Annotated in this window: 22 protein-coding genes; 9 read left to right on the top strand and 13 right to left on the bottom strand. The window is 68.9% G+C overall.

Annotated features, from left to right (window positions below; translation table 11 throughout):
• The 5 genes from AVKW3434_RS18585 to AVKW3434_RS18565 all read right to left on the bottom strand — a co-directional run.
• The coding region (locus AVKW3434_RS18585) for a hypothetical protein (protein WP_284407012.1) at positions 1-1,414 on the bottom strand (1,414 nt) is incomplete at its 3' end.
• Positions 1,415-1,639: 225 nt separating this feature from the next.
• On the bottom strand, positions 1,640-2,416 hold the full coding sequence (locus AVKW3434_RS18580) for a hypothetical protein (protein ID WP_284407011.1): 777 nt from the start codon (positions 2,414-2,416) through the stop codon (positions 1,640-1,642).
• A complete protein-coding gene (locus AVKW3434_RS18575) occupies positions 2,398-2,910 on the bottom strand; it encodes a GNAT family N-acetyltransferase (RefSeq protein WP_272565601.1) in 513 nt (170 codons plus the stop codon). Before AVKW3434_RS18575 ends, AVKW3434_RS18580 begins: the two co-directional genes overlap by 19 nt.
• Positions 2,911-2,920: 10 nt before the next feature.
• Entirely contained in the window at positions 2,921-3,301 is a 381-nt protein-coding gene (locus AVKW3434_RS18570) for an HrpB1 family type III secretion system apparatus protein (RefSeq protein WP_272565598.1), read from the bottom strand.
• Positions 3,302-3,342: 41 nt separating this feature from the next.
• Positions 3,343-4,986 (bottom strand): hypothetical protein, encoded by a 1,644-nt coding sequence (locus tag AVKW3434_RS18565; protein ID WP_284407010.1) that lies wholly within the window; start codon positions 4,984-4,986, stop codon positions 3,343-3,345.
• Positions 4,987-5,523: 537 nt separating this feature from the next.
• Between AVKW3434_RS18565 and AVKW3434_RS18560 the strand changes: the two genes are divergently transcribed.
• The 5 genes from AVKW3434_RS18560 to AVKW3434_RS18540 all read left to right on the top strand — a co-directional run bounded on the left by AVKW3434_RS18560 (position 5,524) and on the right by AVKW3434_RS18540 (position 9,492).
• Positions 5,524-6,093: an aminodeoxychorismate/anthranilate synthase component II gene (locus tag AVKW3434_RS18560; protein WP_284394222.1), complete on the top strand. Its 570-nt coding sequence runs from the start codon at positions 5,524-5,526 to the stop codon at positions 6,091-6,093.
• Positions 6,090-6,755: a LysE family translocator gene (locus AVKW3434_RS18555; RefSeq protein ID WP_284407009.1), complete on the top strand. Its 666-nt coding sequence runs from the start codon at positions 6,090-6,092 to the stop codon at positions 6,753-6,755. The genes AVKW3434_RS18560 and AVKW3434_RS18555 overlap by 4 nt, the downstream gene beginning before the upstream one ends.
• A gap of 20 nt (positions 6,756-6,775) precedes the next feature.
• Positions 6,776-7,810 (top strand): anthranilate phosphoribosyltransferase, encoded by a 1,035-nt coding sequence (gene trpD / locus AVKW3434_RS18550; protein ID WP_284407008.1) that lies wholly within the window; start codon positions 6,776-6,778, stop codon positions 7,808-7,810.
• An 87-nt stretch (positions 7,811-7,897) separates the two neighbouring features.
• Entirely contained in the window at positions 7,898-8,698 is an 801-nt protein-coding gene (gene trpC, locus AVKW3434_RS18545) for an indole-3-glycerol phosphate synthase TrpC (protein ID WP_284407007.1), read from the top strand.
• 74 nt (positions 8,699-8,772) lie between these two features.
• Positions 8,773-9,492, top strand: coding sequence for a uracil-DNA glycosylase (locus tag AVKW3434_RS18540; protein WP_284407006.1), 720 nt, complete (start codon positions 8,773-8,775; stop codon positions 9,490-9,492).
• 91 nt (positions 9,493-9,583) lie between these two features.
• Here AVKW3434_RS18540 and AVKW3434_RS18535 read toward each other — a convergent pair whose 3' ends face one another.
• A complete protein-coding gene (locus tag AVKW3434_RS18535; protein ID WP_284407005.1) occupies positions 9,584-10,474 on the bottom strand; it encodes a haloalkane dehalogenase in 891 nt (296 codons plus the stop codon).
• A gap of 91 nt (positions 10,475-10,565) precedes the next feature.
• Positions 10,566-10,976, bottom strand: coding sequence for a DoxX family protein (locus AVKW3434_RS18530; protein ID WP_284407004.1), 411 nt, complete (start codon positions 10,974-10,976; stop codon positions 10,566-10,568).
• Between the two features lie 92 nt (positions 10,977-11,068).
• On the opposite strand from AVKW3434_RS18530, the gene AVKW3434_RS18525 reads away from it, so the two are divergent.
• A complete protein-coding gene (locus tag AVKW3434_RS18525) occupies positions 11,069-11,470 on the top strand; it encodes a winged helix-turn-helix transcriptional regulator (RefSeq protein WP_284407003.1) in 402 nt (133 codons plus the stop codon).
• 64 nt (positions 11,471-11,534) lie between these two features.
• Complete coding sequence (locus AVKW3434_RS18520) at positions 11,535-11,660, top strand: hypothetical protein (RefSeq protein WP_284407002.1); 126 nt, start codon at positions 11,535-11,537, stop codon at positions 11,658-11,660.
• A gap of 12 nt (positions 11,661-11,672) precedes the next feature.
• On the opposite strand, the gene AVKW3434_RS18515 is transcribed toward AVKW3434_RS18520, so the two are convergent.
• A complete protein-coding gene (locus tag AVKW3434_RS18515; RefSeq protein WP_284407001.1) occupies positions 11,673-12,581 on the bottom strand; it encodes a LysR family transcriptional regulator in 909 nt (302 codons plus the stop codon).
• A gap of 229 nt (positions 12,582-12,810) precedes the next feature.
• Here AVKW3434_RS18515 and AVKW3434_RS18510 point away from each other — a divergent pair, with 229 nt between their 5' ends.
• Together AVKW3434_RS18510 and AVKW3434_RS18505 are read left to right on the top strand one after the other, a co-directional pair.
• Positions 12,811-13,740 (top strand): Bug family tripartite tricarboxylate transporter substrate binding protein, encoded by a 930-nt coding sequence (locus AVKW3434_RS18510; protein WP_284407013.1) that lies wholly within the window; start codon positions 12,811-12,813, stop codon positions 13,738-13,740.
• 40 nt (positions 13,741-13,780) lie between these two features.
• Positions 13,781-15,400, top strand: a complete 1,620-nt coding sequence (locus AVKW3434_RS18505) for a gamma-glutamyltransferase family protein (protein ID WP_284407000.1) — start codon at positions 13,781-13,783, stop codon at positions 15,398-15,400.
• 74 nt (positions 15,401-15,474) lie between these two features.
• On the opposite strand, the gene AVKW3434_RS18500 is transcribed toward AVKW3434_RS18505, so the two are convergent.
• The 5 genes from AVKW3434_RS18500 to AVKW3434_RS18480 all read right to left on the bottom strand — a co-directional run bounded on the left by AVKW3434_RS18500 (position 15,475) and on the right by AVKW3434_RS18480 (position 20,812).
• The gene (locus tag AVKW3434_RS18500) at positions 15,475-16,353 is read right to left on the bottom strand and encodes a DMT family transporter (protein WP_502869120.1); all 879 of its coding nucleotides are present in this window, start codon (positions 16,351-16,353) and stop codon (positions 15,475-15,477) included.
• Positions 16,354-16,407: 54 nt separating this feature from the next.
• Positions 16,408-17,505, bottom strand: coding sequence for a tRNA preQ1(34) S-adenosylmethionine ribosyltransferase-isomerase QueA (queA, locus tag AVKW3434_RS18495; RefSeq protein WP_284406998.1), 1,098 nt, complete (start codon positions 17,503-17,505; stop codon positions 16,408-16,410).
• Positions 17,506-17,661: 156 nt separating this feature from the next.
• A complete protein-coding gene (locus AVKW3434_RS18490; protein WP_502869118.1) occupies positions 17,662-18,426 on the bottom strand; it encodes a fumarylacetoacetate hydrolase family protein in 765 nt (254 codons plus the stop codon).
• Between the two features lie 94 nt (positions 18,427-18,520).
• Positions 18,521-19,492 (bottom strand): AraC family transcriptional regulator, encoded by a 972-nt coding sequence (locus tag AVKW3434_RS18485; RefSeq protein ID WP_284406996.1) that lies wholly within the window; start codon positions 19,490-19,492, stop codon positions 18,521-18,523.
• Positions 19,493-19,525: 33 nt separating this feature from the next.
• Positions 19,526-20,812, bottom strand: a complete 1,287-nt coding sequence (locus tag AVKW3434_RS18480; RefSeq protein WP_284406995.1) for a cyclic di-GMP phosphodiesterase — start codon at positions 20,810-20,812, stop codon at positions 19,526-19,528.
• Between the last annotated feature and the right edge of the window lie 64 nt (positions 20,813-20,876).

Here is a 20,876-nt window from a genome sequence, read left to right as displayed (position 1 = left end):
GGATCTCGCCGCGGGCGGCGGCCAGCAGGTTGCCCAGGCCGGACTTGCCGTCGGCCCCGGCCACGTCGCGCGTCTCGATCGCGCGGTAGGTGTCGGGGTGCTGGAGCATGTACTTCGCGGCTTCGGCTACCTTGCCCTGTCCCTGGCTCAACTGGTACAGGCGGTCCGGGGTCATGGGCTGGGTCTTGGGCAGAAAGCGCTTGCCGAAGAGATGGAGCGCACCACCGGCTTCCTGCACCATGTGGTCGGCCAGGACGCGTGCCGCGCTCTGGCCGTTCATCGGCTGGGCCTGTGTCGGCTGTGGCTGACCGGTCGGGCCCTGGAGCTGCGCCAGCAATTGCCGCAGCAGTTGCAGGACGTTGCCCAAGGCGCTGGAGGCCTGGCCGCCCACGCCGGGGACCTCACCCCGCGCGGCCGCCAGCAGGTTGCCGACGCCGGATTTGCCGTCCGCGCCAGGCACGTCATGGGTTTCGATGGCGCGGTAGACATCGGGGTTCTGGAGCATGAATTTCGCGGCCGCCGCCACCTCGGGAGAGGCCTTGCCCCCCTCGGCCAGTTGATAGAGCCGTTCTGGTGTCATCGCCTGGGGCTTGAACAGGCGTGCCAGCGGCGAGGCGTTCCCCTGGAGCATGTGATCCGCCAGAATGCGGGAGGCATCCTGCGCGTCCATGGGCGGCTCGGCAGGGGCGGACCGTTGCTGGGCGCGGGGCGCCACCGGCGCCACACGGTCCTGGTCGGCCAGGGGCTGCAGCGTGGAGCCACCGGCGGGCCGGGGCGACGAAAGTCCCGAAAGGGCACCCTGGGCGGCCGCCTCGAAGTCGTCCGATTCCGACAGGCCGTCGGCGGCGCCCCCGTCGTTCGTCTCGATCTGGCGATAGGACTCGGGGTTTTGCAGCATGAACTTCGCCGCCGCCGAGACGGTGGGCGAGGTGTCGCTGTTGGGCCGCTTGGCCAGTTGGAAAAGCGTGTTGGGGTCGATGGACGGCAAATGGTTCTGGCGCATGAAGGCCGCGATGGCGCCGGAGGCGGCCTGCTCGTTCATCGGCACCGCGCTCTCTGGCGCACTGTCCTGCAGTTGCGCGTCGTAGCCGCCGCGCGCCGCGAAGTCGAAACTGGAGACGTCCGCGGTACCGTCACCGCCCGAGGGGTCCAGCAGCGCGTAGATGTCCGGGTGGGTCAGCATGAAATTCGCCGCTTCCGAGACGTCCTCGGGCGTTTGGCCCGAGGTGTTGCGGGCCAGCCCGTAGAGCCCATTCGGCGTCTGCGTGTCGATGCCGTTCTGGTGCATGTATTTCGCCAGGGCCGCTGCGGCCTCCTTGGTCTGCGCGGCCGTGTTGCCCGCCGTTTTGCCGGGCTGGGCGCGCCCGATGCTGATGCTGAGAGAGGCTGTGTAGCCGTTGACCGTGGTGTTCATAAACGCTGCTTTCGTTGGACAACGGAGGCGGCGGTTTCCTGCCACGCTCCCTGCCAGGGTGGAGAAAGGTGTCTCGGGATTCGAGACGGAATGGATGGGCAAACGCCGTTCTTCGCGACCCTCAAAATCCACCGTGGGGACAGTGGTACCGCGTGGATCGGGTGCGGCCTGCAGCAGCCTGCCCTGGGGCCCGGAACCCATGCGGTGGGTGCCGGGCCACGGGGGTCAGGCGGGTAGGGCCTGGTCGCGAAACGGCAGCGCCGCATCGGTGAGCAGCCACTGGATCAGATGGGCCGGGCTCAGATGCTCGGCCAATGCGATGGCCTGCGCCGACAGCTGGACCTTCGTGTCGCCCAGCCCTTGCTGCACCAATGCGCGCGCGGCTTCGAGCACCAGGGGCTTGGCCGCCTCGATCGTGCCCGCGGGGTCGCCGGCGTCCACCAGCCGGCGGCGCGCATGCACCGGCACCTCGGCCAGCCGCACGAGCGAGGCGATCAGTGCCGCCGAAGGGGCCATGCCTCCGGGGTGAAAGCCTTTCTGTGCATCGACCAGCAGCCATTCGCGCTCTTCGTCGATGCACGCGATCGCGTCGCCGCTGGCGGGGTGCACGGCCGGGCCCGACAGGCCGCTGGGAGCGCTCAGGCGCTCGAAGTCCGCGCTGTTGGCATGCACCTGCGAAAGCCGGTTGTCCGAGAACAGGCGAAGGGTGCGGTTCAATTCGCGCCCCTCCTGGCCTGCCAGCGCTTCCAGCCGCACCAGCAGGCCCTGCACGGCCATGTGCCGCTGCGTCAAAGCGCTTTCGCAACCGGGCAGCAACAGGTTGCTGGACACCCAGAGCCCGGAAGAGCGGGGAAACCCGTCGTCCAGAAGAATGGGCGGCTGGACCATGGACACGAGCCGCAGGCGAACGCCCGCGCCGTCATGGGGAACGATCCGGTGCGCGCCGGCGCCCCAGGCCTGGGGCGGCTGCCGCTCGGCGGCGCTCATTGAGGGTGAAGGCATGGCGATGCTCCGAAGAAGGCGGGGCCCGCCGCACGCGCGGCCGGCGCGCCGTTGCGGTGGGGGCGCGGGTACTCGGTCTTGCGCAGGCCGCCCTGCGGCGTGATGCGGTAGATGATGTCGTCGCCGCGGGCCTCGATCCGCTGCCAGCCATGGCGCTCCATGAAGCGCAGGCAGCGGTGGTTGTCGTTCTCCACCGCGACCAGAATGTCGGCTTTCAGCGAAAACAGCCACTGCAGTGCCGGCTTGAGCAGCAGGGCCCAGAGGCCGTGGTAGCGCGGCAGCACCGCGATGTGGGCCTGTTCTCCATCGAACAGGATGCCGCCGATCGGCGCGCCATCGGATTCGAATCCGATGGACGGGCATTCGGCGTAGAACGCGGCGAAGGCGTCGCGTGTGACCGTCTGCGTGTAGTCCTGGGCGCAGCCCGCCGCGTAGCGGGCTGAATCCGCGTCGTAGAACACGCCCAGGTCGGCCTGGGGAGTGAGCTTCAGCATGGCGGCGGTCCTATGCGAGATCGCCAGCGATCTCGGGCTCCAGCTGGAGCAGCTCGCGCATGGATTTGCGCACGTGCTCGTCGCCGCTTTCCAGGCAGCTTTGCGCGTGGTAGTGCCAGGTGGGATCGCCCAGGATGTTCAGGCACAGGGCCTTGAGTTCCGGGGCGGTGTCCTCGCCCAGCGTGTTCAGGTACTGAAGGGCCTCCTGCGTGTAGCCCCGCTGGATCGCGATGAGCACCGGAAAGATCAGGTACTCCTCGGTGTCCGGGCTGAGCGCATTCAGCTCCTCCAGCATGGTTTCCGCTTCGTCCAGCTGGTTCTCGCGGATGGCGTTGACCAGGGAGACGGCCAAGGCGGCGATGGGATCTTCGTGAACATTGGAGTCGTCCATGGTCATTGCCTTTCAAAAGAAGTGAGGAAGAAGCGTCCGCGTCAGGCGCGGATGTGCATGTGCATGTCGATCGAAACGCGGGTTTCGGTCGCGCTGGTGGGCAGCTGTGGCAACTGCGGCAGTTGCGGCAGGCCCTTGCCGAGGGACAGGCCCGCGGCCACGCCCTGGTTGGCGGTGTCGATCACCGACTGCATCACGCCGCTGATCACGTCCTTCACCACGGACTGGATGCGGTCCTGGATGCCGGCACGCAGGTCCGAGCCCAGCTGGCTGCCCACGCCGCCCGCGCTCGGCGACGATGCGCCGCCCGTCGGTTGCAGGCCCTGAAGGCCCTTGGCCATGACCTGGTCGACGATGCCCTGGATGGCCTGATCCGCCACGCCGAGCAGCTTTTCCTGGATGGAGTTCTGCAGGCCTTGCTTGAGGTCCGAGGCCACCTGGCGGCTGCCCGACTTCAGGCCCGTCGCATTGCGCGGGCTGCTCACGTTGGACAGCGTGTCCTCGAGCACACCCTGGCCGAGCGCTGCCAGCGCGCTGTTCTGGTCGAGCCCCAGCTTGGGCAGCAGCGTGTACAGGGCGGCTTGCACCGCGGCCTGGATGGCCATGTCGACGGCGTTGTGCACCGAGTTCTGCACCGATTCCTTGACGGCCTCGCGGCGGGTCTGCGGCGGCACTTCGTCCGGGCCCTGGGCCTGGCGCGAGCCATCCGTGCCGCGGCGGCCGCGGGTCTGCACGGCCGTGCTAGCGGCGTCCTGCAACGCACCGCCGACCAGGTTCGTGCCGGTGCCGACCACGTTCGAGTCGTTGTTGGGGTCCAGCGTCTGCTGCAGGCTGAGCATCAGCTTGTCGATGGTGCTCTGGACGACCGTGTCGACCGCATCGCGGGCCGCGGTTTCGGCAGCGTCTCGCGCGCCTTGGCGGAAGCCCGTCGGAGGCGTGTCGCACAGCTCGTCCACGCCCTGGCGGTTGGTCGTCAGGCGCGTGCCGGACAGGTCGTCTCCGTCCTGGCGCAGGCCGGGCGAGCGGGTGTCGGGCAGGTCATTGGCGCCCTTGCGGAAGCTCTCGCCATCGGCGAAACGGCCCGCGCGCGAGGAACTCAGGCCGCCGCTGGTGGCTGCACCGATCGTGTCCACGGCCAGGCCACCCAGCAGCGATGTGCCGTTGGGGTCCAGCACCTTGGACGCGGCCTTGGTGACCTCCTGCGTGGCCAGGTCGATGGTGGAGTCCACCGCCAGGCGCGCCACGTTCTTGGCGATGCCGCCGGGCCCGAAATTGGAGGCGGTTTCCATGGCGCCCAGCGCCAGGTCCTTGATGCCGTTCAGGGCTTGGGACAGGTTGCCTTTGGCAATGCCCTTGGCCAGGCCCACGGCGCCCTTCTTGATGCTGGTGAGGCCGCCCTCGACGCTGTCCACGGCGGTGTCCACCACCTTCTGGGCGACGCTCTGCACCTTCTTGAGCACCTTGTCGAGCGCCCCGTCCAGTAAGGTATTGGCCGCCAATGCGGCCGGCGTGAGGTTGATGGCGCCGCGGGCGATGTCTCCGCCCGCCTCTCCCAGCTTCTTGAGACCGGCCGCCGCCCCTTTCAGATCGAGCGTGACCAGGCCTTTGGCGATTTGCCCTACGCCCTGAACGGCTTTTTCAATGCCCTTCGCGATTGACTTGAACGCGTTTTTTATCGCACCCATGGATTGACCCCCTTGCAGTTGATGAAGAAATGCACTGGACGGCAATCGGCCTTTTCGGAACGGAAAGGGGGCGGTTGCAGGACCCAACGCGGAGGTTCCGACTTTCCGCGTGGCAAGCGTATGTAAACGCTTTGTATGCGATGCGGATTGCGGCCATGCGAAGTGCGGCGGGCACCGGCGTGGCGCGTGAGCGCGGCGCGCCGGAGGGCTCGTTGAGGGCGGCTGAGGGCGGCTGAGGGGCTGCGCAGGGGCCGGCGCCCCGCGAATCCGTCCTTTGCACGGCGGGGCGGGCAGGCAGGTGATAATCGCCGCCATGCCTCATCCGCGTCCTTGCCTGGCGGCACCCTTCCCCCTTCGTTGGCGCAAGCCTGCGAACTGACACCCCTGGTGCGCCCGCGCGGGCGCGCATCCCAAAAAGTCTCCCCCCGCTGCCTCGGCAGCCGCGGACCCGCCCGGACCGGGCTGCGCCGTGTGACGGGGGTGCATTTCCCAACGGGGGCCGGGCCCGGCCCCCCAAGCATTCAAGAGGTCAAAGCCATGCTGCTGATGGTCGACAACTACGACAGCTTCACCTACAACATCGTCCAGTACTTCGGAGAGCTGGGTGCCGAGGTCGAGGTGTACCGCAACGACGAGATCACGCTGGAGGGCATCGCCGCACGGGCGCCCGACCGGCTCGTCATCTCCCCCGGGCCGTGCTCGCCGGCCGAAGCCGGCATCTCGGTGGCCGCCATCCACCACTTCGCCGGCAAGCTGCCCATCCTGGGCGTGTGCCTGGGCCACCAGGCCATCGGGGCGGCATTCGGCGGGACCATCGTGCGGGCCCAGGAACTGATGCACGGCAAGACCAGCGTGATCACCACCACCCAGCAAGGCGTGTTCGCCGGCCTGCCCGAGCAGTTCACGGTGAACCGCTACCACTCGCTGTCCATCGAGCGGGCCACCTGCCCGGACGTGCTGGAGGTGACCGCCTGGACCGACGACGGCGAGATCATGGGCGTGCGCCACAAGACGCTGGACATCGAAGGCGTGCAGTTCCACCCGGAAAGCATCCTCACCGAGCACGGCCACGCCATGCTGCGCAACTTCCTGCAGGCGCGGCCATGATCGAGACGCACCAGCTGCTCCTGTTCATCGCGGCCGGATGGCTGCTCAACCTCACGCCCGGGCCGGACGTGCTCTACATCGTCACGAACGCGCTGAAATCCGGCGTGCGCGCCGGGCTCGTCGCGGGCTTCGGGATCACGGCCGGGTGCTTCGTGCACATCGCCGCGGCGGCCGTGGGCGTGGGGGCGTTGCTGGCCGCGTCGGCCACGGCCTTCACGGCGCTCAAATGGGTGGGGGCCGCCTACCTGCTGTGGATGGGCGTTCGCATGCTGTGGGCCAAGGCCCCTGCCGACGCGGCCGGTGGCGCCGATCTGGCCGCCGCGCGCGCTGCTCCCTCGGCGCCAGCTTCGCTGAAGAAGGTGTTCCTGGGCGGGTTCTGGACCAACGTGCTCAACCCCAAGGTGGCCATCTTCTTTCTGGCCTTCGTGCCCCAGTTCATCGCGCCGGGCACCGAGAACAAGGCCTGGGCCTTCGTGCTGCTGGGCGTGCTGTTCAACATCAACGCCATTCCGGTCAACGCCGGCTGGGCGCTGGCGGCGGCCTGGATGGCCCGCCGCCAGGGTGCGATCCAGCGAGGCATGCATTGGCTGGACCGCGTGGCCGGTGCGATGTTCATCGGTTTCGGCATCCGGCTTGCGCTCTCCGAGCGTCCCGGCGCCTGAGCTTCATTCGAGGAAACGGAATGTCCATTACCCCCCAGGAAGCGCTGCAGCGCACCATCGAGCACCGCGAAATCTTCCACGACGAGATGCTGCACCTGATGCGCCTCATCATGCGCGGCGAACTGTCGCCCGTGATGACGGCGGCCATCGTGACCGGCCTGCGCGTCAAGAAGGAAACCATCGGCGAGATCGCCGCCGCCGCGCAGGTCATGCGCGAGTTCTCCAACAAGGTCCACGTGCCGGACACCACGCACATGGTGGACATCGTGGGCACGGGCGGCGATGGCGCCAACACCTTCAACATCTCCACCTGCGCGATGTTCGTGGCCGCCGCTGCCGGCGCCAAGACCGCCAAGCACGGCGGGCGCGGCGTCTCCAGCAAGAGCGGCAGCGCCGACGTGATGGAATCGCTGGGCGTGCACATCACCCTGCCGCCCGAGGCCATCGCGCGCTGCATCGCCGAGGTCGGCATCGGCTTCATGTTCGCGCCCAACCACCACCCCGCCATGAAGAACGTGGCGCCGGTGCGCAAGGAAATGGGCGTGCGCACCCTGTTCAACATCCTCGGGCCGCTCACCAACCCGGCGGGCGCGCCCAACATCCTCATGGGGGTGTTCCACCCCGACCTGGTGGGCATCCAGGTGCGCGCGCTGCAGCGGCTGGGCGCCGAGCATGCCGTGGTGGTCTATGGCCGCGACGGCATGGACGAGGTCAGCCTGGGTGCAGCCACGCTGGTGGGCGAGCTGAAAAAGGGCGAGATCACCGAATACGAAATCCACCCCGAAGACTTCGGCCTGGCCATGGCCAGCAACCGGACCCTGAAGGTGGACACCCCCGAGCAGTCGCGCGAGGTGCTGCTGGGCGTGCTGCGCGGCCAGCCCGGCCCGGCCCAGGACATCGTCTGCCTGAATGCCGGCGCGGCGCTGTATGCCGCCAACGTGGCCGACTCGATCGCGGACGGCATCGTCCGCGCGCGCTCGGCCATCGCCAGCGGCGCGGCGCTGGCCAAGCTGGAGCAGCTGGTTGCGCGCACCCATGCGCTGGCGGCGGGCTGAAGGGCCGCACTGCTGCGGAGGGCCGGGTGCCCGCCGCGTTCGTTCATCGATGCAAAAAGGGCTCTAGGAGCTGGAGAAGGTTTCGACATGAGTGACATCCTCAACAAGATCATTGCCGTCAAGCGCGAAGAAATCGCAGCGGCGCAAAAGAAAGCGCCCCTGGCCGCCATTCGTGCGGACGCGGAAAGCCGCGTGCTCACGCGCGACTTCGAAGGGGCGCTGCGCGCAAAAATAGCCAAGGGCCAGGCGGCGGTGATCGCCGAGGTCAAGAAGGCCAGCCCGTCCAAAGGCGTGCTGCGCGCGGATTTCATTCCCGCCGACATCGCCCAGAGCTATGCCGAGGGCGACGGCAAGGTGAGCGCGGCGTGCCTGTCGGTGCTGACCGACCGGCAGTTCTTCCAGGGCCAGCCCGACTACCTGAAGCAGGCGCGCGCCAGCTGCCAGCTGCCCGTGCTGCGCAAGGATTTCATGGTGGACACCTACCAGATCTATGAATCGCGGGCCATGGGCGCCGATGCCATCCTGCTGATCGTGGCCTGCCTGGACGATGCGCAAATGGCCGATTTCGAGGCCATCGCCCGCAGCCTGGACATGGCGGTGCTGGTGGAGGTGCACGACGGCGCCGAGCTGGACCGGGCGCTGCGCCTGAAAACGCCGCTGGTGGGCATCAACAACCGCAACCTGCGCACCTTCGAGGTGTCGCTCTCGACCACCCTGGCGCTGCAAAAGAACGTGCCGGCCGATCGCCTGCTGGTGACCGAGTCGGGCATTCTCTCGCCCGCCGACGTGCGGCAGATGCGCGATGCGGGCGTGAACGCCTTCCTGGTCGGCGAGGCCTTCATGCGGGCGCCGGAACCCGGCGAGGCCCTGGCCAAGCTGTTCGCTTGACGCCGGTTTGCTGGATGCTATTAAATTAATAGCGATATGCCCTAGATCTTATTGTGCTGGAGGCTGTTTTGAGCATGAATGATTCCGTGGCGCCGTCCACCCAGCTGCACAGCGCCGATCCTGCCGACTGGCCCGTGGCGCCCGGATGGCAGCCCCTGGTGGATGCTTTTTTCGCCGGTGCGCGGGGGCAGGCGCTGCTGGCGTTCCTGAAGGCACGGCTGGCCGATGGCGCCGCCATCTTCCCGCCCCGGCCGCTGCGCGCGCTGGAGCTGACCTCTCCTGATCAGGTGCGCGTGGTCATCCTCGGGCAGGACCCGTACCACGGCCGCGGGCAGGCCGAGGGCCTCGCGTTTTCGGTGGCGCCCGGCGTGCAGTTGCCGCCTTCGCTGCGCAACATCTTCAAGGAGATGCAGCGCGACCTGGGCACCCCCTTTCCCGCCTGGCCCGAGCCGGGCGGCAGCCTCGCCAAGTGGGCCAAAAATGGCGTGCTGCTGCTCAACACCTGCCTGACCGTTGAAGAGGGCCAGGCCGCCAGCCATTCCGGCAAGGGCTGGGAGGAGCTCACCGACGCGGTGATCCGCCATGTGGCCGAGGGCGATCGGCCGGTGGTGTTCATGCTGTGGGGCTCGCATGCCCAGTCCAAGCGCGTGTGGATTCCGGGCGACCGGGGCCACCTGGTGCTCACGGCCAACCACCCTTCGCCGCTGTCCGCGCTGCGCCCGCCCGTGCCGTTCATCGGGTGCGGGCACTTCGGTAAGGCGCGGGCTTTTCGCGAACAGCAGGCGGCGAAGTAGCGTCAGGTATTGCACGGCGGCACGGCAGGATGCCGGTGCGACGTGGCCTGGAAGGACCCGCCTGTTGCGTGCTCTGCCCTGCGCCGGCGCCTCAGGCGCGCAGCCGCCGCACGAAACCGGCGATCGCCATACCCACTTCATCCGGGCTCGTTTCCTGGATGTAGTGGCCGCCTTTGACGGTGACCTCCGTCTGGTTGGGCCAGGACTTCGCGATGTCGTACAGGCGCCCGGTCAGCAGATGGCCGGGATCGGCTCGAATGAGCAGCTTGGGCACATCGCTTTCGCCAAGCCAGCGCGAATACGCCTCGGCCATCTGGGCCGTGTGCGCGGGCTGCCCCCCGATCGGAAGATCGAACGAAATCAGGGGCCTGCGGTCTTCGCCGGGCTTCAGGAAGGGGGCGCGGTAATGGGCCTTCTCCAGGGGGGAGAAGTCGCGGGCGCCCAGCAGAAATCCTTCGAGGAAATCCAGGCCCTGCAAGCTCGCCTCCAGTCCTTCGGGTGTGATCTGCAGGAGCTGCGCCTGCACGGGCTCGGGGAAGTCGGACACGAGCAGCGGCGCGACGATGGATTCCATGTAGGCAATGCCTTGAACGCGGTCGCGGTGCTGGTTGGCCCAGTCAAAGCCGAACATCGACCCGGTGTCGTGCAGGACAAGAATCACCTCGTTGCCCAGGTCCAGCGCGTCCCACAGGCCGTGCAGGTACTTTCGCTGCTCGTTGAAGCAGTAGCGAGACGCGCCCAGCGCCGGATCGAGCTTTGCTGAATCGCCCATCCCCATGAAGTCGGCCGCAATCAACCGTCCCTGCCCCCGCAGGTGCCGCATGACATTGCGCCAGAGATAGGAAGACGACGGATTGCCGTGCTGAAAGAGGATGGGCGCGCCTTCGCCTTCATCGATGTAGGCCATCCGGTGGCCGTGAATGTCGAGGTACTTCTTCGCTGCGAAAGGCTGCTCCGAGACTTTGGCGTGAAATGGGCTCATTGGTTTCTCCAATCGGATTGAGGTGCGTGTGGTGGCGCCGATCGGCGCCGGGCATGGGCCACGGCATCGGGCCAAGCCATGGGGGCCGTCGTCACCCGAGGGCGGCCCGAATGGCGGCAGCCGCTGGTGCGTAAGGCGATTGCAGTTCGCGGGCCGCGTTTTGCGTCGCGAAGGAAGCAAGCAGGAAAACGAGTCCGGCGGCCGCCGGAATGGCGCCCTTGGGCTGGCGAACCCCCAAATGGGCCAGGCCGGACAAGACCAGGTGATAGAAGATGCCGGCGTAGGCGAGATCGCTCAGCGCGGTGTTGAAGTGCCAAAGAATCGCCAGCGGCCCGAGCAGCTTGATGGCGATCATGAAAGGCACGAGGAGCGGGGCGGAATAGCCGAGGTCCGCCTGCGCCTTGCGAACGAAGTCGCCCTTGGCGACGTACAGGGCGGCAGACGCAAGGTAAAGCAGCGCTAGCAGCGCGGTGGATATCCAGTAGAGGTAGGTGGTAGCCATGGGTTGTGCCAGTCGGCATGGAAGTTCGACAAGCAGCCAGAATGTCATCTAAGATGATGAATGAAAAGTAGGATGAAAAAATGGTGCTTAGTATGAAAAAACAGACTAATGGATCTGCCGAAATCAACATGCACGAGGAAATGCGCCGTGCATTTGCGCTGCTCTCCGGCAAATGGAAGCTGGAAATCATGTGGCTGCTCAACCAACGGATCTACCGTTTCGGTGAGTTGCGCAAGGCCATTCCCGGCATTACCCAGCACATGCTGACGGCGCAGTTGCGAGAGCTGGAAAGGGATGGCCTGGTCTCGCGCACCGTGTTCGCGCAGGTGCCCCCGCGCGTCGAATACGAGATGACGCAAAAGGCCCGCGGGCTCGGGCCCACCATGGAGGCATTGATGTCCTGGTGGGCCGAATATGGACAGACCGTACCGGCCAAGACAGCCTCGCGTGGCCGCAAATCCAGTGCGGATCAAGCGAACGATCGGAGCCGTTGAGCGAGTCCCTTGCGCATTGAACGGACCACACGCCAGACCCGGTTCGCGCTCGATGGATGGTTCAGTGATCCAGTCCCATGGACAGGGCGCGAACTGGGAATTCCTGAACGACGCCCTGCACCGTGTGCATCGGGGGGCGCTCGACAACGCCGTGCTGAAGGCGCTGCAGCACTGGATGGCCCACCGCTGATCTGAACGGCTTTCAGGGCGCCGTCAATTGCGCCTTCAACCGCTCCAGAAAGGCCTGCGCAGCCACGGGCAGCGCGCGGCCGGCGAGGGTCTGCACTTCGATGTCGCGCAGGTCCATGCCCGGGTCGCCGAGGGGCCGCGCCACGATGGCGCCTGCGGCCACGGCATGGCGTGTGGCGATTTCGCTCGACACCGACACGCCGCCGCCGTGCGCCACGAACTCCAGCACCGTGCGGGCGTGGTTGCTGACCAGCACGGGCTCCAGCTGCAGTCCCTGGCGGCTGCAGGCCATGTCGATCATCTGGCGCACGATGGTTTCCTGCGGCGGCAGCACGAGCGGGAACCGGGCCATCTGCGCCAGGCTGATGCGGCTGGCGCCGGCCAGCGGGTGCCCGGGCGGCAGCATGGCCAGGACGGGCGCGCTCTGGCGGTGGGCCACCTGGATGCCGGGCTGCGGCGCGCGGCTGAAGCACAGGCCGATGTCGGCCACGCCCGTGCGCACGGCCTCCGGCACCTGCGCGGTGGGCAGCGCCGTCACCGTGAAGCGGATGCCTGCATGCTCGCGCTGGAACGCCACGCACAGCCGGGGCACCAGTTCGTTGGCGAATACATCCGAGGTGGCCAGGCGCACCTGGCCCGCGCGCAGCCCGAGCAGCGCGCCGATCTCGCCCAGCGCGCGCTCGGCGTCCAGCCCGGTGCGCCGCGCATGCGTGGCGAGGATCTCGCCGGCCGCGGTCAGCACCATGCCGCGCGGGTGCCGCTCGAACAGCGGCGTGCCCAGCTGCGCCTCCAGCCCCGCGATCTGGCGGCTCAGGGCCGATGCGGCCACGTGCAGCCGGGCGGAGGCTTCGGTCAGCGATCCGCATTGCGCCACTTCGAGGAAGTAACGCAGGGCGGTGTCTTGCAGCAGGTGGGCTCGCATGGCGGAGAAAGGCGCAAACGGCTTTGAAGGGGCTTGGAAGGGGTTTGCTCGGGAAGGTGCAAAGTATCGAGTGCTTTGCCGTTGCGGCAAAGGTCTTTGCCGAATTGCTGTTGGTCAGCGGGCGCACCGATTCCTAAGATGGCCCCTTTTGCCGCGTGCCCGATCGGAGTGCTCCATGCGATTCGTGAATTTCACCCGCTGCCTGCTCGTTGCGTTGTCGCTTGCCGCGATGGCCGGCGGGGTCTCTGCGCAGGCCTGGCCCAGCCACCCCGTGCGCGTGATCGTGCCGTTTCCGGCCAGCGGGGCCACCGATCTGGTGGCGCGCGTGGTCACGCAGCGCGTGTCGCAGGACCTGGGCCAGCAGATGGTGGTGGACAACCGGCCCGGCGCGGGCGGCACCATCGGCGCGGCCGAGGCCGCCAAGGCCCCTGCCGACGGCTACACCCTGCTGCTCACCACCAGCAGCACGCACGCGATCTCGCCCCACCTCATGCCGCGCCTGGCCTACGACCCGCGCAAGGACTTCACGCCCGTGGCCCATGTGGCGGACGCCGCCAGCGTGCTGCTGGTCACGCCCTCGCTGCCCGTCAAATCGGTGGCGGACCTGATCGCCTACGCCAAGGCGCACCCCGGCCAGCTCAACTACGCCAGCAGCGGCAACGGCACCATCGTGCACCTCAATGCCGCGGCCTTCAGCGCGCAGGCCGGCATCGAGATGACGCACGTGCCGTACAAGGGCACGGCCCAGTCGATCGCCGACCTGGCGACGGGCCAGGTGCATGTGCTGTTCGACTCGATTCCCACCGGCATGCCCCACGTGAAGAGCGGCCGCCTGCGGGCCCTGGCCGTGACCAGCCAGCAGCGCAGCGCGCTCGCGCCCGAGCTGCCCACGCTGGCGGAGTCCGGCCTGCCCGGCTATTCGTCGGTGACCTGGTTCGGCGTGTACGCACCGGCCGGTGCGCCGCCCGCGCTGGTGGAGCGCATCCACCAGGCCTTCGCCAAGGCCATGCAGGCCCCGGACGTCATCGCCAGCCTGGCCAAGCTGGGCGTCGAGCCGGCCCGGCCCAGCACGGCCGCGCAGTTCGCCGCCATGGTGCAGGCCGACAGCGCACGCTGGGCCGCCGTGATCCGCGAGCGCAAGATCACCCTGGAACAATGATCCCGCCCCGAGTGCCTTTCCCAACCCAAGGAGACACGACATGACCCAAGCGCCCCCACCGAACGCCACCGCCCTCGACTGGGGCCAGCCCTACGCCTCGCAGCGCAGCCCCGTCATGGGCCGCAACATCGTTTCCGCCTCGCAGCCCCTGGCCGCCCAGGCCGGGCTGCGCATGCTCATGGCCGGCGGCAACGCGGTGGACGCGGCCATTGCCACGGCCATGGCGCTGACGGTGGTGGAGCCCACGGGCTGCGGCATCGGCAGCGATGGCTTCGCCATCGTGTGGGATGGCCAGGAACTGCACGGCCTCAATGCCTCGGGCCGCTCGCCGGCGGCCTGGACGCCCGAATACTTCGCCCAGCGCGGCGGCATTCCCGAGTCCGGCTGGAACGCCGTGACCGTGCCCGGCGCGGTCTCGGCCTGGGTCGCGCTGTCGCAGCGGCTGGGCAAGCTGCCGTTCGCGCAACTGGCGCAGCCCGCCATCGAATACGCACGCGGCGGCTTTCCCGTCTCGCCCATCATCGCTACGCAGTGGGCGCTGGGGGCGGACCGGCTGGGTGCCCAGCCGGGTTTCGCGGAGTGCTTCATGCCCGGCGGGCGGGCGCCGCGCGCGGGCGAGATCTTCCGCAGCGAAGCGCATGCCCGCACGCTGGAGTTGATCGCCGACACCGGCGGCGAGGCCTTCTACCGCGGCACGCTGGCCCGCCAGATGGCCGCCCACGCGCAGGCGAATGGCGGCGCGATGACCGAGGAGGACCTTGCCGCGCACCAGGCCGACTGGGTGGGCACGGTGAGCCAGCCGTTCGGCGATGCGGTCGTCCATGAAATCCCGCCCAACGGCCAGGGCATCGCCGCGCTGATCGCGCTGGGGCTGCTCGACGCCGTGGGCATCGGCACGCGCCCCGTGGACGACGTGGAGACGGTGCATGCCAGCATCGAGGCCATGAAGCTCGCGCTGGCCGACCTGTACGAGCACAACGCCGACATCGACGCGATGCGCGTGGCGCCGCGCGACCTGCTGGACCCGGCCTACCTGCGCGAGCGTGCGCTGCACATCGATCCGGCGCGCGCCGGCGATCCCGGCCATGGCGCGCCGCGCCGCGGCGGCACGGTGTACCTGGCGGCCGCCGATGCGTCGGGGATGATGGTGTCGTTCATCCAGTCCAACTACATGGGCTTCGGGTCGGGCGTGGTGGTGCCCGGCACCGGCATCAGCCTGCAGAACCGGGGCCACGGCTTCAGCCTGGTGCCGGGCCATGCCAACGAGGTGGGCCCGCGCAAGCGCCCCTCGCACACCATCATCCCGGCGTTCGCCATGCATGCCGACGGCACGCCGCGCATGGCCTTCGGTGTCATGGGCGGCCCCATGCAGTCGCAGGGCCACGTGCAGATGGCCCTGCGCGTGCTGCGCTACGGCCAGAACCCGCAGGCCGCCGCCGATGCGCCGCGCTGGCGCGTCACCGGCGGCCGGGGCGTGGCCGTGGAGCCGGGCTTCGATCCCGCCGTGCTGGCCGAGTTGCGCGCGCGGGGCCACGAGGTCACCGTGGAGTCGGGCCACGGCGTGTTCGCCTTCGGCGGCGCCCAGCTCGTGCTGCGCGAGGGCGGCATCTACATCGCGGGCTCGGACCCGCGCAAAGACGGGCATGCCGCGGCCTTCTGATTTGCTATCAAATAAATAGCAAAAAGGGCAATGAACACTAGGGCAACGGCCACGAAAGCCTTGAACCTGGCGTTTCAGCGCGTCTCGCGCACCGTGAGCCAGGCGCTGGCCGCCCCGCTGAGCACGATGGCCGCGATGCCGGCCAGCGACCAGGCATCGGGCACGTGCCGGAACAACAGCCAGCCGGCCAGCATGGCGAATCCGATCTGGCTGTAGAGGAACGGCGCGATCGTCACCGGCGTGGTGCGCGCATAGGCCTTGAGCAGCAGCATGTGCCCCACCGCGCTCGACAGGCCCATGGCGAACATGCCGGCCCACAGCCATGGGTCCGCGATGGCGGTCCAGGCGAACGGCACGCCCACCGACACCAGCGCCGAGGCCAACCAGCCGGTGTACAGCTGGGTGGTGGCAGGGCTCTCGTGCCCGGCCATCTTGCTGCTGATGACCTGGTAGCCCGTGCCGGTGGCCAGCAGGCACAGCGGCCAGAGCATCGCCCAGGTGAAGGCCTCGCCCCCCGGGCGGATGATGGCCAGCGTGCCCGCCAGCCCCAGGACCACCAGCGCCCAGCGCGGCGCGCTCACCCGCTGGTGCAGCCACAGCGCCGCCACCACCGTCACGCACAGCGGCGTGGCCGCCACGATGGCGGTGAACTCGGCCAGCGGCAGGTGCTGGATGCTGATGAAACCGAAGAGGCTCGTGGCGGCGAACAGCACCGCGCGCAGCGCCTGGAACCGCGGCTGCGTGGTGCGCAGCACGGCCACGCCTTCGCGCTGCAGCACGAACGCCGTGGTCAGCAGCGCCTGGAACAGGTAGCGCAGCCACAGCGCCATGAAGAGCGGCACGGCGGCGCTGACCCATTTGGTGGTGGCGTCCAGCACCGCGAAGCACGCGCAGGCGCCCACGGTGAGGCCGATGCCCGCCACCGCGGCGCCGCGGCTGCGCAGGGCGTGCAGCGGCGGCGGGGACGGCGTCTCGGAGCGGTTCGTCACGGCGCGGGCGGCCCGCGTTCAGTGCGCCGGCTGCGGGCGCTGCAGCAGCATGGCGTCGCCGTAGCTGAAGAAGCGGTACCCCTGCGCGATGGCGTGGCGGTACAGGCCCATCACGTGCTCGTAGCCCGCGAAGGCGCTCACCAGCATCATCAGCGTGCTCTTGGGCAGGTGGAAATTGGTGACCAGCACGTCCACCACCCGGAAGCCGAAGCCGGGCGTGATGAAGATTTGCGTGTCGCCCGTGGCCTGGCCGCTCAGGGCCCACGATTCGAGCGTGCGCACGGTCGTCGTGCCCACCGCCACCACGCGGCCCCCGCGCTGGCGGCAGCGCTCCAGGGCGGCCAGCGTGGGCAGGGGCACCTCGTACCACTCGCTGTGCATCTGGTGCTCGGCCAAGTTCTCGGTCTTGACGGGCTGAAAGGTGCCGGCGCCCACGTGCAGCGTGACGCTGGCGCGCTCCACGCCCCGGGCCTCCAGGTCGGCCAGCACACCCGCATCGAAGTGCAGCGCCGCCGTGGGGGCGGCCACCGCGCCGGGCGCGCGGGCGAAGACGGTCTGGTAGCGCTGCGCGTCCTCGGCGGCATCGGGGTCGGCGCCGCCCTCCTGGTGTCGCTCGATGTAGGGCGGCAGCGGCAGGTGGCCGTGCCGCTCCATCAGGTCGTAGGGGGTCTCGCCCGCCGGGCCCTGCAGCGCGAAGCGAAACAGCGGGCCGTCGTCCCCCGGCCAGCGCGACAGCAGCGTGGCGTCGAAGCCGCCGCCAGCCAGCCCGCCCGCCAGGTGCACCACGGCGCCGGGCAGGGGTTTCTTGCTCACCTTCATGTGCGCCACCACCTCGTTGCCGGCCAGCACGCGCTCGATCAGCAGCTCCAGCTTGCCGCCGCTGGCCTTCTCGCCGAACACGCGGGCCTTGACCACGCGCGTGTCGTTGAACACCAGCAGGTCGCCCGCGCGCAGCAGACCGGGCAGGTCGCGAAAGACCCGGTCGGCCGGCTCGGTGCTGCGGCCGTCCAGCAGGCGCGAGGCGCTGCGTTCGGGGGCGGGGTGTTGGGCAATGAGCTGCGGGGGCAGCGTGAAATCGAAATCGCTGAGCGTGAAAGCGCGGGGGCTGGAGGACATGTGCTTGAGGGCCGGACAGGCCCGTTCCAAGAAAAGAAAAAGCGCGGATCGGTCCGCGCTGGGGGTGGGGGAGACCCGGGGGGCTGCGAGACGGGGCGATTGTCCCACGGCCCCGCGCCCTCAGACCCCCAGGCCCTCAGGCCCCGTGCGCCAGGCTCAGACCACGCGCAGCGAGAGGTCCGGCAGGCCGTCAATGTGCGCCACCATGAGGTCCCCGCGCACCACGGCGCCCACGTTCTCGGGCGTGCCGCTGTAGATCAAGTCCCCGGCCTTCAGCTCGAACGCCTGCGACAGGTTGCTGATCTGCTCGGCCACGCTCCAGATCATCTGCGCCAGGTCGGCGCTCTGCTTGACCGTGCCGTTCACCGACAGCGTGATGGCGCCTTTGGGAAAGTGGCCGGCCTGGGCCGTGCGGTGGATCGGGCCGATGGGGGCCGACAGGTCGAAGCTCTTGCCGATCTCCCAGGGCTTCTTCTGGTCCTTCATGTCGCTTTGCAGGTCGCGGCGCGTCATGTCCAGGCCCACGGCATAGCCGTACACGTGCTGCAGCGCCTGCTCCGGCGCGATGTGGCGCCCTCCGCTGTGCAGGGCGGCCACCAGCTCCACCTCGTAGTGGTAGTTGCGGGTGAGGGCGGGGTAGGGGTGGTCCACCGTGGTGCCTGGCGGCACGAACTGCACCGCGTCGTTCGGCTTTTGGAAGAAGAACGGCGGCTCGCGCGTGGGGTCGGACCCCATCTCGCGCGCATGGGCCGCGTAGTTGCGGCCGATGCAGTAGATGCGGTGCACCGGAAAGACTTCGCGGCTGCCGGCGATGGGCACGGCCGGCACGCTCAGCGAAAACGGCGCGGGCTGGGACGGGGTGGCGGTCACGCTGGCGCAGCCTGCGGCCAGGGCGCCGCCCACGGTGGCGGAAGAGGTCATCAAGATGTCTCGGCGGTTCAGGTCCATGAAAGCGTCTCCGTTGTTTTGGTCAACGGAAAGCTTAAGGTCCGCCGCCGCGGCGCACCCGGACGATTCAGCGCAAGACTTGGACGGAACCGGGCACCGCCACGGCCGTGCCCTGCAGTTCGCGCAGCCGCTGCGCGCGCCAGGCGCTGGGGCTCAGGCCGTGCCACTGCCGAAAGCGCCGGGCGAAATACGCTTCGTCGGCAAAGCCGCAGCGCCGCGCGATCTCGCCGATGCGCTCGCCCGTGGCCAGCAGCAGTTCCTGCGCCAGGGCCAGCCGGCGTTCGGTCAGCAGCTCGGTGAAGGTCTTGCCGGTTTCCTTCTTGATGAGGTGGGCCAGGTAGTTGGGCGACAGGCAGGCGGCCTCGGCTGCGTCGGCCAGCGTGGGGTCGCCGGCCAGTTCGCCGCGCAGGTAGCGCAGCAGCCGGGCCATGGCCGCGCGGCGGCTGCCGCGCTGCGCCTGGGCCGCGGCCAGCGCGCGCAATTCGCCCTCCCAGCGCTGGCAGGTCAGCGCCAGCAGTTGCAGCAGGCCGCCGCGGATGCACGCCAGCGAGGCCAGGCGCCGTGCCGTGTTCTCGCGCTGCAGGGTGTCCAGCAGCGCCTGCACGGCCCCAAAGCCGCTTTCGTCGAAGGTGAAGTCCAGGTGCTCCTGGAACTGGAACGGCGCCAGCTCCGGCGCCAGGGCGAGCGGCACGTCTTCCAGGTCGAGCGGGTCCACGGCCAGGCCGGGCCACAGGAAGCGCTGGCTGAAGTTCACCACCAGCCAGCGCGTGCCCGGCGGGTGCGGCACGAAGTGCATGCGGTGCGGCAGCACGAAGCTCAGGGTGCGCGCGGTGAACGGCCGGGCCACGCCGCCGATGTGGTGCTGCGTGTGGCCTTCCAGGTTCACCTGGATCTGGAAATACTCGTGCTTGTGCGGCTGCGTGAGCGGCGTGCGTCCGCTCTGGTCGCGGATGTCGAAATCGAGGTGGCTGGAGCGCTCCACCATCGCATAGGTGCGCACGGCACCCGCGGGATCGTTGCTGGCGCGCGGCGGCGGCATGCGGGCGGGCGGTGTCGCGTCAGGGCCGGGGCATCACCGCGGCACCGACGGCATGCCGGTCCACAGCTCGTTGAGGTCCGGAAAGCGCCATTTCTCGGGGTCTTCGCGGGCCACGATCTTCTCCGGGCAGCCGGGCTGGGCCAGGTCGATGACCTCGGGTGGAATGCGCAGGTCGGACTTGGTGGAGAAGAACACCTTCACGCGCGGCGACACCAGCGAGGCGGCCTGCTCCATCACCACGCCGATGCGCCCCGAGGTCAGCCGCACGAGCGAACCCACGGGGTAGATGCCGATGCTCTTCACGAAGGCCTGGAACAGGCGGGGGTCGAAGTGCCCGTTGGTCCACTCGGCCATGCGCCGCAGCGATTCGGCCGGGTCCCAGCCTCGCTTGTAGGGCCGGTCGGAGGTGACGGCGTCGTACACGTCGCAGATCGAGGCCATGCGCGCGGTCAGGCTGATCTTCTCGGCCGGCAGGCGGTGCGGGTAGCCCGAGCCGTCCATCTTCTCGTGGTGGTGCAGGCAGGCGTCCAGCACCTCGTCCTCCACGCCGCCGCCGCATTCGAGCAGCATGCGGTAACCGTGCTCGGAATGGCTGCGCACGATGTCGAATTCCTCGTCGGTGAGCTTGCCGGGCTTGTTCAGCACCACCAGCGGGATCGCTGCCTTGCCGATGTCGTGCATCAGCCCGGCCAGCCCCGAGGTGCGGATGCGCGCGGCGTCCAGGCCGATCTGGCGCCCCAGGGCCACCATCAGCGCGCACACCGCCACCGAATGCATGTAGGTGTAGTCGTCCGCCGTCTTCAGCCGCGCCAGGCTGATGAGCGCCGACGGGTGGCGGGTGATCGAATCGGAGATTTCCTGCACCAGGCTGCGCGCATCGCTGGAATCCACCGCGCGGCCCATGCGGGCCTCGTGGAACATCGAGGACACGGCCTGGCGGGCGTGGTGGCAGATCGACGCCGCATGGCCCAGCTCTTCGGCCATGGTGGTGGGGGCGAGCGAGCGGATGCGAGGCGACGGGGCGGGCGGCGGAGCGGGCGGGATCTTCAGGTCCGGCATCTCCTGCAGCTGGCTGAAGTCGGTATCGAGGCGGGCCTCGGCCTCTTCGGGCGAGGTGGTGGCCACATCGGAGGCCACGTCCAGCCCCTTGGAAACGTCGATCCAGACCTCGGCGATGGTGGTGCCGTGGATGCGTGCCAGGTCCTCCGGGTCCTGGAGCACGAAGCCGGTGCGCCAGAACGGGTGGTCCATCCAGGAGCCACAGAACTGGTGCAGGTACATGCCCAGGGCAAGATGTTGGACGCTGATTCGCTTGAGCATGGGACCAGTGGATAACGCGGGTGCGTCCGCAAAAAATGCCGAACGACGGCGCTGGCATGTTAGC

This window comes from Acidovorax sp. SUPP3434 (assembly GCF_030159015.1).
In the GTDB taxonomy this organism is placed as follows: Bacteria; Pseudomonadota; Gammaproteobacteria; order Burkholderiales; family Burkholderiaceae_C; genus Paracidovorax.
The sequence above is the reverse complement of the archived record's forward strand: the minus strand, read 5'-3'. Positions and strand labels throughout refer to the sequence as shown.